The sequence below is a fragment of the Mycobacterium sp. genome (assembly GCF_032159765.1).
Taxonomy (GTDB): Bacteria; Actinomycetota; Actinomycetes; order Mycobacteriales; family Mycobacteriaceae; genus Mycobacterium.
Window position 1 is genome coordinate 20,706 of record NZ_JAVHWM010000087.1, and the last position, 17,233, is coordinate 37,938.

Sequence of the window (17,233 nt, forward strand, 5' to 3'; positions counted from 1 at the left end):
TTCCACAGGATTGAGTTACTGTAACCGCATGGCACAGAAACCTGTTCTGACCCCGTTGATGGCGGAGCTGGAGCCGGTCGTTGGGGAGAATTACCACCGGCATATCGACACCTGCGAGCCGTGGTATGCCCATGACTTCGTGCCCTTCGACCGCGGCGAGAACTTCGCCTTTCTCGGCGGCAAAGACTGGGATCCGTCGCAGGCCACACTGCCCAGGCACATCACCGACGCACTCGAGATTCTGCTGATCACCAAGGACAACGTCTCTGGTGTGCACCGCGAATTCGTCGAGCACTTCATCCTCGAAGACTGGTGGGGCACGTGGATCGGCCGCTGGACAGCCGAGGAGCATCTGCACGCGATCGTGCTCCGCGAGTACCTGGTAGTCACGCGCGACATCGACCCGGTGGCCAATGAGCACGTCCGCGTCGAGCATGTGATGAAGGGATACCGCGCAGACCAACTCAGCAAGATCGAGACGCTTGTGCTGATGGCGCTGCGGGCACGTGAGCACGGGGTGTTCTGCCGGCGACTGGCGGCCCAAATCGACGATCCGACGCTTCGGCGGCTGATGGAGTTGATCGCCGTCGACGAAGAACGCCACACGGTGTTCTTCGAGAATCTGGTACGCGAGTGCTACCGCCTCGAGCCGGAGGAGACGATTGGCGCAATCGCCGCGCGCGCCGCAGAACTCGATGTCATCGGAGCCGACATCGACGCTTACAAGGACAAGGTCGTCACGGTGGCCGAAGCGGGAATTTTCGACGAAAACCTGATGCGTCAAACGATTTCTGACTCCATTGCGGCGTGGGGGTTGTCCGACCGTCCGGAGCTCGCCGAGTTCGTCCGCTGACGCTTCTGCTGCCGGTTCGATTGGCGTTCGGCGCGTCTACAGCGCGCTGACGCCGCGACGGGTAGCGTCATTTTCGATGGCTAGCGACATGCTCTGCTATCCGGGCGGTACCCGACGATGCGATTCCAACGGGACCGGCCCCGGTTCCAGTGCCGCCGTGACCAATAAGACGCCTTTCGCGGGGCCGCGGGGTTCGAGGAGCGCCACGTGACAGATTCGCAGTCACCCGTTCGGACCTATGTGCTCGACACCTCGGTGCTGCTGTCCGATCCATGGGCAGCCACCCGATTCGCCGAGCACGAAGTGGTGGTCCCGTTGGTGGTGATCAGCGAGCTGGAGGCCAAACGCCACCATCATGAGCTCGGGTGGTTCGCCCGCCAGGCCCTGCGGCTACTCGACGATTTGCGAACCGAGCATGGCCGGCTGGATCGGCCCATTCCGGTTGGGACACAAGGCGGTACGCTTCACGTTGAGCTCAACCACAGCGATCCTGCGGTATTGCCCGCCGGGTTCCGCACCGACACCAACGACGCCCGGATCCTGACGTGCGCGGCCAATCTGGCTGCTGAGGGCAAGCAAGTCACGTTGGTGAGCAAGGACATTCCGCTGCGTGTGAAGGCGGGTGCGGTCGGGCTCGCGTCCGACGAATACCACGCGCAGGACGTCATCGTGTCGGGCTGGACCGGAATGGCCGAGCTCGACACCTCCGCGGCCGATATCGACGCGCTGTTCGCCGACGGTGAGATCGAGCTGGAGCCCGCGCGAGATCTGCCCTGCCACACCGGGGTTCGCTTGCTCGGAGGTGGGTCATTCGCACTGGGCCGGGTGAACCCGGACAAGAAAGTGCAGCTGGTTCGTGGCGACCGCGAGGTGTTCGGGTTGCGCGGACGCTCCGCCGAACAAAGAGTGGCGCTTGACCTTCTGCTCGACGAAGCCGTGGGGATCGTGTCTCTGGGCGGCAAGGCCGGCACCGGCAAGTCGGCGCTGGCGCTGTGCGCGGGACTGGAGGCCGTGCTGGAACGGCGCACCCAGCGCAAGGTCGTGGTGTTCCGCCCGCTGTACGCGGTCGGCGGCCAGGATCTCGGCTACCTGCCCGGCAGCGAGAGCGAGAAGATGGGCCCCTGGGCGCAGGCCGTCTTCGACACGCTGGAGGGGCTGGCCAGCCCCGCGGTTCTCGAAGAGGTGCTCTCCCGCGGAATGCTCGAAGTGCTGCCGCTGACCCACATCCGCGGCCGGTCGCTGCACGACTCGTTCGTGATCGTCGACGAGGCGCAGTCACTCGAGCGCAATGTGCTGCTGACGGTGCTGTCCCGCCTCGGGGCGGGGTCGCGCGTGGTGCTGACCCACGACGTCGCCCAACGCGACAATCTGCGGGTGGGCCGCCACGACGGGGTCGCGGCGGTGATCGAGAAGCTGAAGGGCCACCCGCTGTTTGCGCACATCACGCTGTTGCGCAGTGAGCGGTCGCCAATTGCGGCACTCGTCACGGAGATGCTGGAGGAGATCAGCCCCGGCGCGTTGCCCTGAGGTGCTCGCCCAGCGGCCGGACCACAGACGTCACACCACCATCTCGTCAGGTGACTGTCGAACTGCCCGCCTTGCAGCGACTTTCAGCGAATTTCAGTGTGCGAGGTCGGCGTTATCCCGGGAAGTCGCTCAAACTCGCTCGGAGGTGGGCACGAGCAACTGCCGTTCGGTGGGTGACGGATGTGGCGGATGAGACCCGATGACGGCGCACAGCTCCGTGTGAGCGTCGACCGGTAGGCTGCCACCGATGCCGAAAGCAGAGGCTGGCCGGAAGTACGCGTACTGGCTGACGCTGTGCGCGGCACTGGGCGCGGTCGCCGTGCTGGCCATCACCTGGCTCACCGGCCATCTCCAGAAGGCCGGCGCCGAGGACGTTGACTGCTCCAAGGCCAAGTGCGTGGCGTTGACGTTCGACGACGGGCCCAGCCCATATACCGACCGGCTGCTGCAGATCCTCAAGGACAACGACGCCAAGGCGACGTTCTTTTTGATCGGCAACAAGGTGGCGGCCAACCCGGCCGGGGCCAAGCGCATCGTGGACGCCGGCATGGAGGTGGGCGGTCACACCTGGGAACACCCCAATATGACCACGATCCCTCCCGAGGCCATCCCGAGTCAGCTCTCGAAGGCCAGTGACGCGATCCGCTCCGCCACCGGGCAGACGCCGAAGCTGTGGCGACCCGCCGGGGGGCTCACCAACGACGCCGTGAATCAGGTTGCGGCCCAACAGGGTATGGCGACAATCCTGTGGGATGTCATCCCGTTCGACTGGATCAACGACGCCAACACCGCCGCGACGCGGTTCATGCTGATGAGTCAGATCAAGCCTGGCTCGGTGGTGTTGTTCCACGACACCTACTCCAGCACAGTCGATCTGGTGTACCAGTTCATTCCGGTGCTGAAAGCCAACGGCTACCACCTGGTGACGGTCAGCCAGCTGCTCGGGCCGCGCGCGCCCGGCAGCGTCTACGGCGGACGCGACAACGGGCCTGCGGTCAACGACCTGCACGACATTGCGCCGTCGGAGATCCCGACGCTGCCGAACACACCGTCGCCGAAGCCAATGCCGAACTTCCCGATCACCGATATTCCCAACCAGAACTCGGGCGGCCCCAACAACGGGGCCTAGTCGGGCGCGATCGGCAGGCCCGGACACATCGTTTCGTAACTGACGTCAGGGGAGACCCAGTCCCGCCATTGCCGATGACTCATGTTCGCATTGAGCTTGTCGCACAACGTTTGTGGCGTTGCGCTGGTGGGCCAGAATCGGACTGTCCCGTCGAGGCTGCCCGAGGCGAGACGTTGTCCGTCCGGAGCAAACGCCACACTGGTCGCCCCCGCGGTGTGGCCAGTGAAGGCCGCTGTAAGTGGTTGGCCGGTGTCGGCATCCCACAGCCGCACGGTGTTGTCGTTGCTGCCCGACGCGAGGCGATGTCCGTCGGGGCTGAACGCCACCGTGTCGACGTAGCTGGTGTGACCGGTGAAGGGGACGCCGACGGGATCGCCGTTGTCGGCGTTCCAGATTCGCACTGTGTCGTCGTAGTGGCCGCTGGCTACGCGGTGGCTGTCGGGGCTGAACGCCACGGTGGTCACCGCGCCGACGGGGCCCGTGATATGGCGGATCACGCGGTCTTCGTCGACGTTGACCAGCGTGATGGTGCCGTCGTAGCTGGCGATGGCGAAGCGGTGTCCGTCGGGGCTGAACGCGACGCTGCTCACCTGGTCGGTGGCCGTAGTAATTGGGGCGCCGCGGGGTTGGCCGGTGTCGGGGTCCCAAAGGCGGACTGTGTTGTCGGCGCTGCCGGTCGCCAGGAGGTGACCGTTGGGCTTGTACGCCACAGAGTTCACCCGCGCGGTGTGGCCGGTCAGCGGTGTGCCGAAGGGTTGCCCGGTGTCAGCGTCCCACAGGCGTGCGGTGGTGTCGGTGCTGCCACTGACCAGGCGGCGTCCGTCAGGGCTGAACGCGATGCTCGTTACGGCGCCAGTGTGGCCGGTCAACGGCGGCAAGAGCGGCTCGCCCGTACCGGCGTCCCACAGCCGCACGGTCTTGTCTCCGTCGGCGGTGGCGATGCGGTGCCCGTCGGGGCTGAAGGCTAGACCCTGCACGCCGCGGGGGGCGGAGAGTTCCTGGTCGGCGTCCCAAATGCGCGCGGTGTGATCGAGGCTGCCACTGGCGATCCGCTGCCCGTCGGGGCTGAAGGCGACGAAGTAGACCGGGGCCGTGTGTCCGGTGAGAGGGGCGCCGAGCTGCTGGCCGGTGTCGGGGTCCCAAAGCCGCACCGTGCCATCCAGGCTGGCGCTGGCCAGGCGATGCCCGTCGGGGCGAAACGCCACACTGGTGACCACGTCGGAGTGGCCGCTGAGCGGGGCCCCAACGGGTTGACCGGTGTCGGCGTCCCAGAGTCGCACCGTCAGATCCCCGCTGGCGCTGGCGATCCGGTGCCCGTCGGGGCTGAACGCCACCCCGAGAACCTGGCCAGTGTGCCCTGCCAACGGCGCGCCTACGGGTGCACCGGTGTCGGCATCCCAGAGTCGCACGGTCTCGTCGAAACTGGCGCTGGCCAGACGGTGCCCGTCCGGGCTGAATGCCACGCTATTCACGGCGTCGGTGTGGCCGGCCAACGGCGATCCGATGGGATGGCCGGTGTCGCTATTCCACAGCCGGATCGTGTGGTCGGAACTGGCGGTCGCGAGGCGGTGGCCGTCTGGGCTGAACACCACGCTGTTCACCGTGTCGGTGTGGCCCATTAGCGCTGGTCCGGCAGGTTGGCCAGTCTGCGCGTTCCATAGCCGTACCGTGTCGTCGAGGCTGGCGGATGCGAGCAGCCGGCCGTCAGGACTGAATGCGAGGTCGTGAACGCGATCGGTGTGGCCGGCCAAGGGTGGCCCGACCGGCTGACCGGTGCCGGCGTCCCAGAGTTGCACCGTCTTTTCCTCTCCGGCGGTGGCGACGCGGTGCCCGTCCGGACTGTAGGCGACGGCGTAGACGTTGGCACCGGTGTCCATGATCTTCACTGTGGTGGCGCGCTGGGCCGCGGCGTGCAGGATCGGGCCGTTCTCGGCAGCGCCAGTGAGATAGCGGGCGGCCAAAGTCTCTTGGAACGCCCGGGCGTCGCCGCCCGACGTCGAGCCCGCGAGCATGTTGGAGGCGTCGGACAGCAGACGCCCCGCGATTGCGGAGTCGCGTTGTCTGAGGGCTTCCTGGCGTTGCCTGATCGCGTCTTGGCGCTGCACGGCAGCGATGACCGCTGCGGCGATCGCGACGACCGTCAGCACCGCCAGGCCGGCGATCGCCCCTGCGCGCAGGCGGCGGAACCGGCGCTGCTCGCGCAGGTCGTCTCCGGCGAGTTGGTCTTTGGGCTTGCCGTGGATGGGGGCGGCCAGGGCGGTGAGCTTTTCCCGGAATACCGGGGCCCGGCGATCCCACGGCGCGTCGCCGCTGACATCGATGTACAACGGCTCACCGGGCAGTGCACCGGGCTCGGTCAACACCGGCAGCGCGGCGTCGGACATCGCAGGATCGAAGCGTTCGGTCGCCTTGTCCCAGTTCAGACTTCCGCCGGCCAGCACGAGCAGCAGTTGATCTGTCCCGCGATGGGCGAGCCAATAGGAGACTTCCTGGTTGACCCAGTGCGACGCGGCGGACGCGGGGGAGAGCACCACGATGACGAAGCGAGCGCGGGCCAACGCGTCGGTGATTTTGCCGTAAAGGTCGGGATTGGCCTCCAGATTCGTGTCGTCACGGAACACCCTCAGCGCGCGCAGTTGCCCCATGCGCCGTCCGATCTGGTGCAGACCTTTCTGAATCCCGGCGGCCACCGACCGATCACTGTGGGCATACGACAGAAACGCGTCGTAGTCCATCGGCTGTCCCGCTTGCGGAGCCTGGACCGGTACCGCCGGGGTGCCCTCGGCCATGTCTGCCCCTTGTCGTCACCGCCACGTCTCGGCGGACAAGTTCCCAGGACGGTGTTAGCGGTCGCCGTCTTTGACCTTGGCCATCGCCAGCACGTCGAGTCGCTTGTCGAGCTCCTCTTCGGAGAGCTTGTCGCCGAGAAGGCCCCGGTCGATCACGGTCTGGCGAATTGTCTTGTGCTCCTTGAGCGCCTGCTTGGCCACGGCCGCGGCTTCCTCGTAGCCGATGGCGGAGTTCAGCGGCGTGACGATCGACGGCGACGACTCCGCCAGTGTGCGCAGTCGGTCCTCGTTGGCGACGAGCCCGTCGACGCAGCGCTGTGCGAAAAGCCGGGACACGTTGGCCAGCAACCGCAACGACTCGAGGACGTTGCGTGCCATCATCGGGATGTATACGTTGAGTTCGAACGCGCCGCTGGCACCGCCCCAGGCGATCGCGGCGTCGTTGCCGATCACCTGCGCGGCGACCTGCGTAACCGCCTCCGGAAGAACGGGATTCACCTTGCCCGGCATGATGGAGCTGCCCGGCTGAAGGTCCGGTAACTGAATTTCCCCGAGCCCGGTCAGCGGACCGGAGCCCATCCAGCGGATGTCGTTGGCGATCTTGGTCAGCGACACCGCGATCGTGCGCAGCGCACCGGACAGCTCCACCAGCCCGTCGCGGGCGGCCTGGGCCTCGAATGGGTTGACAGCCCTGCGTAATTCGGCCACACCGGTCTGCTCTTTGAGTACCTCAACCACTTTCTCGCCGAAGCCGTCCGGCGCGTTGAGCCCGGTGCCGACCGCGGTGCCGCCGATCGCCAGCTCGCCGAGGCGGGGGAGCGCCGCCCGCACGCGCTCGATGCCGGCTTCGATCTGGCGGGCATACCCGCCGAACTCCTGGCCCAAGGTCACCGGCACGGCGTCCATCAAGTGGGTGCGCCCGGATTTCACCACGGTGCGCCACTGGTGAGCCTTGGCGTCGAGTGCCTCATGCAGCACCTCGAGCGCGGGAATCAGTTCCCGCACAGCGGCTTCCGTCGCAGCGATGTGGGTAGCCGTCGGGAACGTGTCGTTCGACGACTGAGACATGTTCACGTCGTCGTTGGGATGCACGTCCACACCGTTGCGCGCGGCAATGCCCGCGATCACCTCATTCGCGTTCATGTTCGAGCTTGTGCCCGAACCGGTTTGGAAGATGTCGATCGGAAACTGGTCGTCGTGCTGCCCATCGGCGATCTCGGCCGCCGCGGCGATGATCGCGTCGGCCTTCTCGCCGTCGAGCAAACCGAGATCCTTGTTCACCTGCGCGCACGCGCCCTTCAGCAGGCCGAGCGCGCGGATCTGGGCACGCTCGAGCCCGCGGCCCGAGATCGGGAAGTTCTCCACCGCGCGTTGCGTCTGCGCGCGCCATAGCGCGTCCTTGGGCACCCGGACCTCGCCCATGGTGTCGTGCTCGATGCGGTATTCGTCTGCGTGAGTGGCCTTCTCGACGGCAGTGTCGGTCATCTGGTTCCTTGCTGTTGTGTTAAGGCAGCGGATAGATCGCGCTGCTGTCGCCGATGAAGTCGATCGCCGAGTACTCGTTGAGCTTCGACAGCCGGTGGTAGGCCTCGATCATCCGCACCGTGCCCGACTTGGACCGCATGACGATCGACTGCGTGGTGCATCCTCCGCTGGAGTATTGGACACCCTTGAGCAAGTCACCGTTGGTGACTCCGGTCGCGCAGAAGAAGACGTTCTCCCCGGAGACAAGGTCTTCGGTCATGAGCACGCGGTCCAAATCGTGTCCCGCGTCGATCGCCTTCTGCCGCTCCGCGTCGTCCTTGGGGGCCAATTGCCCCTGTATCGCTCCGCCCATGCAGCGGATTGCGGCGGCGGCGATGATGCCTTCCGGCGTGCCGCCGACACCTACCAGCATGTCGGTGCCGGAATTGGGCCGGCACGCGGAAATCGCGCCCGCAACGTCTCCGTCGGAGATCAGCCGGCATCGCGCGCCCGCCTCCCGGACGTCGGCGATGAGTCTCGTGTGGCGCGGCCGATCGAGGATGCACACCGTCATGTCTGACACGGAGAGGTTCTTGACCTTGGCCACCCTGCGGATGTTCTCGCCGATCGGTGCGGTGATGTCGATCGCGTCGACGGCGTCGGGTCCGACCGCGATCTTGTTCATGTAGAACACCGCCGACGGGTCGTACATCGCACCGCGTTCGGCCACCGCGAGCACCGAGATGGCGTTCGGCAGGCCCTTGCTCATCAACGTGGTGCCGTCGACCGGGTCCACGGCGAAGTCGCAGTCCGGCCCGTCGCCGTTGCCGACCTCCTCGCCGTTGTACAGCATCGGCGCGTTGTCTTTTTCCCCTTCGCCGATCACCACGACGCCGCGCATAGACACGGAGTTGACCAACTCGCGGATCGCGTCGACCGCTGCGCGATCGCCACCCTCTTTGGCACCGCGGCCCACCCAGCGACCCGCGGCCATTGCGCCAGCCTCGGTCACCCGCACGAGTTCCAGTGCCAGGTTGCGGTCCGGCGCCTCGCCCCGGCGTGGTTCCGTCATGCCGCGATTGTCCCAGAAGCGGTTTGCCGATTGGCGGCTGGGATACTGGCGACGTGAGCAACCAGCCGGGCCCGGCGCCAAAGGAGCCCAAGCCGCGACTCCTGCAGGACGGCCGCGACATGTTCTGGTCGCTGGCGCCGTTGATTCTGGCGTGCGTCGTGCTCGCGGGACTGGCAGGCATGTGCTCGTTCCAAGCGACCGGGCCGAAGCCTGGCCCCGCCCCGGAGTATGACGCGACCGCCGCGCTGCGGGCAGACGCTGCCGATCTGGGTATCCCGGTCCGTCTTCCGCAGCTGCCCCCGGGGTGGCATGCCAATTCCGGAGGACGCGACAGCATCGGCGACGGCCGCCAGGATCCCGCGACAGGGCGATCGGAGCGCGCGGTGATCTCCACCGTCGGCTACCTGGCGCCCAACGGGGTGTACATCGGCTTGATGCAGAGCAATGCCGACGAGCCCAAGCTGGTCGCAAAGATCGACAGCACGTTGTCGTCCGATGAGCCGTTCTATCCGACCGGCGCGCAAAACATCGACGGTAGGTCCTGGGTGGTTTACAAACACGCCGGCGACGACAAGAAGCTCTGGACGACGCGGCTCGACGGGCCAACAGGTCCGGCCCAGATCGCGTTGTACGGTTCCGCGTCAGACGACGAGTTTCGTACGCTGGCGACCGCAACGCAGTCGCAGGCCCCCCTGCCTGCGACGCGACGATAGGAGACCGATGACCGCACCGGAGGCTGACCTCACCGGCTGGACAGCATCACCCTTCACCGCAGAAGGCCTCACTCATGATGTCTACCGCAAGGGCGAAGGGCCGGGGGTGGTCCTGATTCCTGAGATTCCCGGCATCCATCCCGGTGTGCTCGCACTCGGAAATCACTTGGTGGACAACGGCTTTTCGGTGGCAGCGCCGTCGTTGTTCGGCGAGCCCGGCCGGGCAGTGTCGGCCGGCTATCTGGTCCCGACGATGGCGCGGGCGTGCGTAGCGCGGGAGTTCATGGCGTTCACGACGAGCGCGGAGCGGCCCGTGGCGCGGTATCTGCGGGCGCTGGCGCGCGACCTGAACGAACGCACGCCAGGTAAGGGTGTCGGCGTGATCGGCATGTGCTTCACCGGCGGCTTCGCCCTTGCGGCCGCGGTCGACGACAGCGTGCTCGCGCCGGTGATGAGCCAGCCGTCGCTGCCGTTGCCGATCACGCCGTCGCAGCGCCGAAACGCAGGCGTGTCCGAATCGGAGATGCAGCGCGTGGTCAAGCGCGCCACCGACGAGGGATTGTGCGTCATGGGTCTGCGCTTCACGAAAGACCCCGCGGTGCCCGGCGAGAGATTTCAGACACTGCGCCAGCGGCTGGGTGATGCGTTCGAGGTGATCGAGATCGACTCGTCGCCCGGTAACGAGTACGGGTTCGCCCGGTCTGCCCACTCGGTGCTGACCGACCAGGTGCGCGAGACCGATGGCCATCCCGCCTACGAAGCGCGCAAGCGCGTCGTCGAGTTCTTCAACGAGCGGCTGCGCTGACCGACGGCTTCCGGCCGAACGGCCACCACCACCTGCGTCGCGGCTTGGCGTCGTCGTCCTCAGGTGTGTCCAGCGGAATTCCCTTGTACACCAACAGATAAACGCTGATCGTCGTCACGATGACGATCATCAACACAGGGCCGATGACGATTCCCCAGAAGCCGAACATCGCGATGCCGGCGAACACCGCGAGCAGCATCAGCGCAGGGTCCAACCGCGCCTGGCGGGGAACCAGGACGGGCCGCAGCAGATTGTCGATGTTCGACACCACGAGCAGGTGCCAGATGATGACGAACAGGCCGCCGGCGACGTTGCCGAAAAGGATCATTCCGATCCCGAACGGGATCGTCACGATGCTTGCGCCGAGGGGAAGGATTGACAGCGCCGTCAACAGGATCACGAAGATGAAGAAGCCCTCGTGGAAGCCGGCGACGTAGATCGAGCCCGCAGCGGCGACGCCTTGGATGAGGGCGATGATGAACTGGCCCTTCACGGCGCCGTGAACCATCGCTCCCATCTTGGCCAGGTACAGGTCGGTGACCTCGTCACCCAACGGATTCAGCTGGTGGATCAGCGTGATGACCTTGTCGTGCTTCACGAGAAGCGAAATGAACACATACAGGAAGATGATCGCCGACGTGATCGCCCCGACGAGGCTGCCGGCGGTGGTCTGCAGAATCTGCAGGAACCATTGACCGACACGCTGTGCCACGGTGGTGATCCCGTGTTGCAACGAGTCCTGAGTCACCGTGATGTGCAGGAACGGCACATGTGCCAGCAGGTCGTTGGCCCATTTCAGGGTCCTGTCACCGAGTGCGGTCAGATCGGTGGTGTGGACCCAGGTGGCGACGCTGCGGACCATTTGCGTGATCTGTGCTGTCGCCAAAAGCACGAACGCCGTGGCCGGTATCACGACCGAGAGAAGTGCGGCCAGCAACGTGACCGTCGCCGACACACCGGTGTTGAATCGCTTGCCAAGCCGATTGAACAGCGGCGTGAACAAGTAGGCGAAGATCGCGGCCACCACGATGAGGATGAAGTAGCCCCGCAAGAAATACGCGCCGAAGAGCAGCGCTATCACCGTCAGGACGGCAAGCGCGCGCTTTTGGGTATCGGTGAATTCGGCGTTCATCGCCGCACCCTATACGGCGCGGATTGACGCCGGTGGCCGCCGAGTGTGCGGCTAGGCCTTCGCCGGCGCCTTGTTCTCGGCGTCGATCTCGTTGTAGAGGTCGACGTAGTACGGCAGGCATTCCTTCATCGCCTTGTCCGTGGTGTACGGCGGCTCGTAACCGAGGTCGCGGCGCGCCTTGGCCACCGAGAAGTAGTTGTCAAGGTAAAGCCGTTCCACTGCAAGCGGTTCCAGCGCAGGTGCCGGCAGGCTGAACCGGAAGTGCAGCCACTGCCACACGCTCATCACGAAATGGACGAACCGGCCGGAGATCCGCAGACGCGGCCAGTGTGCACCGCACGCCACGACCACAGGTCGGGCGAACTCGAACATGTTCACCGGGTCGTCGTCGTTGATGAAATACGCCTGGCCGGGCGCGGTGCCGCCTTCGACGAGGTGCTGGCCCGCGAGTATGAACCCGTGCACCAGGTTGTGCACGTACGAATTGTCAAGGCGCGCATTCTTGCTGCCGATCAGAACCTTCACCTGACCGGTGACCACCCGCTCGAACACCTTGCGGAACATGGTCTGGTCCCCACGGCCCCAGATGCCGCTGGGCCGGATCGAGCATGTGAGCAGGCCGCCGACACCGTTCTGCGACAGCACGAATTTCTCTGCGACCACCTTGGTTTCGGTGTAGAGATCGGCGAACCGGTCGGTGTAGGGGAGCGTTTCGTCGCCGCCGGAGATGGCTTTGCCGCCGATCACCACGCTATTGCTTGCCGTGTAGACGAACCGCTTCACGCCGGCCTTCTGGGCCGCGTGCACGAGGTTCTTGGTGCCGTCGACGTTGACGGCGAAGCTGCGCTGCCGGTACTCGTCGGTGACCGACTTGCCGCCCATCAACTCGATGAGTGCGGCCGTGTGAAAGATCGTGTCGACGCCGTCGACGGCCGCTGCGACGGAGTCGGCATCGGTGATGTCACCCACGACGGTCTCGAGTCGGGGGTGCGCTTCCAACGGTGACCGTGCCCGGTCGAACGAACGCACCCAATATCCGCGGTCTAACAGCGTGGCCACCAGGTTGCAGCCGACGAAGCCGGAGCCGCCGGTCACGAGGACCTTGCCGAGATCAGTCGTCAATGAGGGATCAGCCATGCCGAAGAGCATAACTGAAACCTGTTCTATTTACGAGTAATTGTTGACAACGAAAATTCTGCTCAGTCGCCCGAATCCTCCCGGCCCGCCAATGCGTCCTCCACTCGCTTACGTGCGCCAGCTAAGTGTTCTTCACATCGTTTGGCCAGCTCTTCACCTCTTTCCCACAATTTCAGCGACGTATCGAGGTCGAGGCCGCCCTGCTCCAGGACGCGGACGACCTCGATCAACTCGTCCCGCGCCTCCTCATATCCCAAGTCACTAATGGGTCTAAGTTCTGGGGACGATTCGGGCTCGGTCACGACACCTCCTCACCAGAACTTACGGCGCCGAACGCGCCGTCGGAAACCCGAACGCGCAGCCGTCGTCCCGCTGGCGCGTCGGCAACGGAGTGCAGCACCGCCGCAGCCCCGTCGTCGGGAATGGCCTGAACCACGGCGTACCCGCGGGCCAGCGTGGCCGCCGGACCGAGCGTGGCCAGACGTGCCGCCAGGTGGCCGATGCGGTCGCCCTCCGCACTCACCAGCCGATCGATGTCGCGACGGGCCGCGCTGCGGGCGCGCAGGATCTCGTCGCTGCGCGCCGCCAGCATCTGCAGCGGCGCGGCCAGCACCGGACGGCTGCGCAATTGATGGATGAGCCGGTCCTCCCGGCTTACCCAGTGGCGCAACGCCTGCGCGCTGCGACGGCACAGGTCGTCGAGCAGCGCCCGCTCGGCAGCCATGTCAGGAACGATGCGCTTGGCCGCATCGGTGGGCGTCGCGGCACGCAGATCCGCAACGAGATCGCAGACCGGGTTGTCCGGTTCGTGCCCGACCGCGCTGACGACCGGTGTGGTGCAGGCCGCGATCGCCCGGCACAGGGTCTCATCAGAGAAGGGCAGGAGATCCTCGACGCTGCCGCCGCCGCGGGCCAGGACGATCACGTCGACGTCGGGATGCTTGTCGAGTTCGCGGAGTGCGTCGACGATCTGCGGCACGGCGGTTGGCCCTTGGACCGTCGTGTTGCGCACCTCGAACCGGACGGCCGGCCAGCGGCCTGACGCGACGGTCATCACGTCTCGCTCGGCCGCGCTGGCCCGCCCGGTGATCAAGCCGACAGCCGAAGGCAGAAACGGGACGTGGCGCTTCAGTCGGACGTCGAACAACCCCTCGGCGTCGAGCAGTCGCTTCAACCGCTCGATGCGGGCCAACAGCTCACCGATACCGACCGCACGAATCTCAGTGAGCCGCAACGAGAATGAGCCCCGACCAGTGTAGAAGGTCGGCTTGCCGCAGACGACGACCTGAGTGCCTTCAGCCAGCCGCACCGGCGCGTTCATCACGAGGTCACGTGGGCACGTCACCGTCAGTGACATGTCGGCTGCCGGGTCGCGGAGGACCATGAATACTGTCTTGGCGTCCTGCCGGATGGTGATCTGGGTCAGCTGCCCCTCGACCCATACCGTGCCGAGCCGGTCGATCCACTTCGCCACCCTCGTGGCGACCGCGCGCACCGGCCAGGGATTCTCCGCGGAGTTCGGCGGCGCGGGCGCGGTCACTTCGCTGAGGCGCGGCTGATCCTGTTGGCCAGCAGGGTCTGGAACGGGGCGCGGCCCTTGGTGGCCTCCTCGTAGGAGAGCAGCGCGTCGAGGTCGGCGAGCGAGAGCGACTGCAGGCGGGCGCGCAACTGAGCCAGCGTGAGCTCGTCGTAGTCCAGCTCGACAACGATCTCGGGGAGGTCGGCGGACGGCTTCGTGGCGCTGGACTTCTTCGTCGCGGGCGGGGCCTGTTCCGGCACATCAGTCGAATAGAGGGCGAACCGCCCTTCTGACCGGCGGTCGCGCTCCTCGTCCAGATCGGTCACCGGGGCGGCGTCGATGTCCTCGTCGAACGTCGCCCACTCCGGCTGCTCGTCCTTGGATGGGAACAGTGTGTCGAGCGTCTCATCGCCCTTGATCACGAGCTCGGCGATGCTCTGCTGCCATTTCATCACCAGCTGCGCGGCGTGGCTGGCCAGCGTCATCGGGTACATCAAAATCGTCTGCGGCAGCTTGCGTGTCTCCTCGAGCGCGGTCGCGGCCGCTCCGACCAGCAGCCGGACCCCGTACGGTGCGTTCCCCATGAGATCAAGACTGCCCTAACACCGTCACATGTCCAACTCAGGGGCCCCGCTGATTGGCTGTGCGCTGCTGGTGGCCCGTACCCTGGCACTATGCCCCCGACGATCAACATGGGACTTCCCGGTGCGGCCAGCAGCGTCGCGTCGCGGCCCGCGGGCAAGCGCGTGTTGTTAGCCGAGCCGCGCGGTTACTGCGCGGGGGTGGACCGGGCCGTCGAGACGGTCGAGCGTGCGCTGGAAAAACACGGCGCGCCGGTCTACGTGCGGCACGAGATCGTGCACAACCGGCACGTGGTGGACACCCTGGCGAAGGCCGGCGCGGTGTTCGTCGACGAGACCGACGAGGTGCCCGAGGGTGCGATCGTGGTGTTCTCCGCGCACGGCGTGGCGCCGACGGTGCATACGTCGGCCGCGGAACGGAGCCTCCAGGTCATCGACGCGACCTGCCCGTTGGTGACCAAGGTGCACAACGAGGCGAAGCGGTTCGCCCGCGACGACTACGACATTCTCCTGATCGGCCACGAAGGCCACGAGGAGGTCGTCGGCACCGCGGGCGAGGCGCCCGACCACGTCCAGCTTGTAGACGGCCCGGAGGCCGCCGACGGGGTGACCGTCCGCGACGAGAACAAGGTGATCTGGCTGTCGCAGACCACGCTGTCGGTGGACGAGACGATGGAAACCGTTGCGCGTCTGCGCGAGAAGTTCCCAAAGCTGCAGGACCCGCCCAGCGACGACATCTGCTACGCGACGCAGAACCGCCAGGTGGCCGTCAAGGCGATGGCACCCGAATGTGAGTTGGTGATCGTCGTGGGATCGCGCAACTCGTCGAACTCCGTGCGACTGGTCGAGGTGGCCCTCGGAGCAGGCGCCGATGCGTCCTATCTCGTCGACTACGCCGACGACGTCGACCCGGCCTGGCTGGACGGCGTAACGACCGTCGGCGTCACGTCAGGTGCATCGGTGCCGGAGGTGCTGGTCCGCGGGGTGCTCGATCGGCTCGCCGATCATGGCTTCGGGCTGGTGCAGCCCGTCACCACAGCCAACGAGACGCTGGTGTTCGCGCTGCCGCGAGAGATTCGGCCGCCCCGCAGTTAACCCTGCGGGGCCTCATCCCTGCTCGGCGAGCGGGTCAGATGTCGTATTCCCAGCTGTCGGCCTCCCACGGCCGCGACCGGGAACGCTCAGCGCGACTCTCCGGCTCGGAAGGGCTGCCGCGGTAGCGCACCTGCGAGATCGGATGGTGTGTGCCGTTCGCCGCAGCGGCGCCGTTGGTGCGGGGACGGCGACGGGGCGCAGGCTCGTAGGTCTCGTAAGGGTCGTAGGCGTCGTGGCGGCTGCGTCTCTCACGCGGTGCGCGTTCGGGAGGCTCGTACGGAGTGAGCAATGGGTCATACGAGGTGCGCGTCGTGCGCGCGGCCGACGGACGTCGACGGGGGAGGTCGACGGGCTCGTCGTCTTCCCACGGACGTGTCGACCGGCTGCGACGCGTGGGCCGGTCGACCGGCAGGTCGTCGTCGATCACCGGCGGACGGGTGCGCCTCGGGCGCGGAGTGCGCTCGGCGGCCGCTGACTTGCGGCTTGACGGAGCCGCTTTCGGCTTGCCGGCGGCGTGGCGCCGCGTGGGGGCGGCGTCCTTCTCCTCGTCGTCGTCGCCCGGGGACAGAAGCGAGCTGATCTTCGCCTTGAGCCCCCCGGTGGCCTTCTCGGTGACCGCTGGCGCGGACTCGGTCTCGGAGCGGCGAGCGCCGACGACCCAGCGAATCAGCCCGATCAGCAAGACGGCACCGGAGGTGACCACCATCAGCGGGAACCGCTCGATCAACGGGTACGCGCAGTTGATGAGGATGTCTTTGAGGCCGTTGATCTTGCCGTCGTGGAACAGGAAGTAGGCGCCCGGCACGCTGGCGAACAGGATCATCGGTGGTTGCACGACGGCGGTGAAGATCGCGGACTGCCGGACCATGAGGATCGCGGCGACGCAACCGACGAAGTACAGCCCGGCGAAGACGTTCGTGAGTTCTTTGCCACCGCCGGCGTCGAACGCGAAACCGACCGCCGTCGCGGTGACCGCGATGAGGACCGCCCCCCACCAGGGCACACCGGGTACGCGGGGGTGGATGGAATGACGCCGCGGGCTCACAACCGACCGGCCGCGCTCTGCAGACACCCCTAGACCGTACCGGCTGAATCGCAAAGACGGCTGTCAAGCGGGCCGGTGGTGCGGGGCCGTGTTTGCCTACACTGTGGACCCTGTGAGCCTCAACCTTGGCATCGTGGGTCTGCCGAACGTCGGCAAGTCGACGTTGTTCAACGCGTTGACGCGAAACAACGTGCTGGCGGCCAACTACCCTTTCGCGACGATAGAACCCAACGAAGGCGTTGTGCCGCTGCCTGATCCGCGGCTCGGCAAACTTGCCGAGATGTTCGAATCGGCGCGGATCGTGCCGGCGCCGGTGACGTTCGTCGACATCGCCGGCTTGGTCAAGGGGGCGTCCGAGGGCGCCGGGCTCGG

General features: G+C 66.4%; 16 protein-coding genes. 7 read left to right on the forward strand and 9 right to left on the reverse strand.

The window, feature by feature from the left end; all coding sequences use genetic code 11:
• The first annotated feature begins 28 nt into the window (after positions 1-28).
• From QOH60_RS09630 to QOH60_RS09640, 3 genes are all read left to right on the forward strand, one after another.
• Positions 29-853, forward strand: a complete 825-nt coding sequence (locus QOH60_RS09630) for an acyl-ACP desaturase (protein WP_526419540.1) — start codon at positions 29-31, stop codon at positions 851-853.
• A gap of 207 nt (positions 854-1,060) precedes the next feature.
• A complete protein-coding gene (phoH2, locus tag QOH60_RS09635; protein ID WP_526419542.1) occupies positions 1,061-2,380 on the forward strand; it encodes an RNA 5'-3' helicase PhoH2 in 1,320 nt (439 codons plus the stop codon).
• 247 nt (positions 2,381-2,627) lie between these two features.
• Complete coding sequence (locus QOH60_RS09640; RefSeq protein ID WP_526419544.1) at positions 2,628-3,509, forward strand: polysaccharide deacetylase family protein; 882 nt, start codon at positions 2,628-2,630, stop codon at positions 3,507-3,509.
• On the opposite strand, the gene QOH60_RS09645 is transcribed toward QOH60_RS09640, so the two are convergent.
• Genes QOH60_RS09645 through glpX form a run of 3 tightly spaced genes read right to left on the reverse strand, consistent with a single transcriptional unit; the run spans position 3,506 to position 8,834 of the window.
• The gene (locus QOH60_RS09645; protein WP_526419546.1) at positions 3,506-6,298 is read right to left on the reverse strand and encodes a TIR domain-containing protein; all 2,793 of its coding nucleotides are present in this window, start codon (positions 6,296-6,298) and stop codon (positions 3,506-3,508) included. The genes QOH60_RS09640 and QOH60_RS09645 overlap by 4 nt on opposite strands.
• A gap of 54 nt (positions 6,299-6,352) precedes the next feature.
• Positions 6,353-7,783 carry a class II fumarate hydratase gene (locus QOH60_RS09650; RefSeq protein ID WP_526419548.1) on the reverse strand — a complete coding sequence of 477 codons (1,431 nt, stop codon included), beginning with the start codon at positions 7,781-7,783 and terminating at the stop codon, positions 6,353-6,355.
• Positions 7,784-7,802: 19 nt separating this feature from the next.
• Positions 7,803-8,834: a class II fructose-bisphosphatase gene (gene glpX / locus QOH60_RS09655; RefSeq protein ID WP_526419550.1), complete on the reverse strand. Its 1,032-nt coding sequence runs from the start codon at positions 8,832-8,834 to the stop codon at positions 7,803-7,805.
• Positions 8,835-8,887: 53 nt separating this feature from the next.
• On the opposite strand from glpX, the gene QOH60_RS09660 reads away from it, so the two are divergent.
• Complete coding sequence (locus tag QOH60_RS09660; protein WP_526419553.1) at positions 8,888-9,547, forward strand: DUF4245 family protein; 660 nt, start codon at positions 8,888-8,890, stop codon at positions 9,545-9,547.
• A gap of 7 nt (positions 9,548-9,554) precedes the next feature.
• Positions 9,555-10,352, forward strand: a complete 798-nt coding sequence (locus tag QOH60_RS09665; RefSeq protein ID WP_526419555.1) for a dienelactone hydrolase family protein — start codon at positions 9,555-9,557, stop codon at positions 10,350-10,352.
• Here the strand turns inward: QOH60_RS09665 and QOH60_RS09670 are convergent.
• Genes QOH60_RS09670 through QOH60_RS09690 form a run of 5 tightly spaced genes read right to left on the reverse strand, consistent with a single transcriptional unit; the run spans position 10,333 to position 14,724 of the window.
• A complete protein-coding gene (locus QOH60_RS09670) occupies positions 10,333-11,484 on the reverse strand; it encodes an AI-2E family transporter (protein ID WP_526419557.1) in 1,152 nt (383 codons plus the stop codon). The genes QOH60_RS09665 and QOH60_RS09670 overlap by 20 nt on opposite strands.
• A gap of 51 nt (positions 11,485-11,535) precedes the next feature.
• Positions 11,536-12,633, reverse strand: a complete 1,098-nt coding sequence (locus QOH60_RS09675; RefSeq protein WP_526419559.1) for a 3-beta-hydroxysteroid dehydrogenase — start codon at positions 12,631-12,633, stop codon at positions 11,536-11,538.
• Positions 12,634-12,683: 50 nt separating this feature from the next.
• Positions 12,684-12,923 carry an exodeoxyribonuclease VII small subunit gene (locus tag QOH60_RS09680; RefSeq protein WP_526419561.1) on the reverse strand — a complete coding sequence of 80 codons (240 nt, stop codon included), beginning with the start codon at positions 12,921-12,923 and terminating at the stop codon, positions 12,684-12,686.
• Entirely contained in the window at positions 12,920-14,161 is a 1,242-nt protein-coding gene (gene xseA, locus QOH60_RS09685; RefSeq protein ID WP_526419563.1) for an exodeoxyribonuclease VII large subunit, read from the reverse strand. Before xseA ends, QOH60_RS09680 begins: the two co-directional genes overlap by 4 nt.
• Positions 14,158-14,724: a lipid droplet-associated protein gene (locus QOH60_RS09690; RefSeq protein WP_526419565.1), complete on the reverse strand. Its 567-nt coding sequence runs from the start codon at positions 14,722-14,724 to the stop codon at positions 14,158-14,160. Before QOH60_RS09690 ends, xseA begins: the two co-directional genes overlap by 4 nt.
• 90 nt (positions 14,725-14,814) lie before the next feature.
• On the opposite strand from QOH60_RS09690, the gene QOH60_RS09695 reads away from it, so the two are divergent.
• Positions 14,815-15,816 (forward strand): 4-hydroxy-3-methylbut-2-enyl diphosphate reductase, encoded by a 1,002-nt coding sequence (locus tag QOH60_RS09695; protein ID WP_526419567.1) that lies wholly within the window; start codon positions 14,815-14,817, stop codon positions 15,814-15,816.
• Between the two features lie 34 nt (positions 15,817-15,850).
• Here the strand turns inward: QOH60_RS09695 and QOH60_RS09700 are convergent, their stop codons facing one another.
• Entirely contained in the window at positions 15,851-16,888 is a 1,038-nt protein-coding gene (locus tag QOH60_RS09700) for a DUF6542 domain-containing protein (protein WP_526419569.1), read from the reverse strand.
• A gap of 85 nt (positions 16,889-16,973) precedes the next feature.
• Between QOH60_RS09700 and QOH60_RS09705 the strand changes: the two genes are divergently transcribed.
• The coding region (locus QOH60_RS09705) for a GTPase (RefSeq protein ID WP_526419571.1) at positions 16,974-17,233 on the forward strand (260 nt) is incomplete at its 3' end.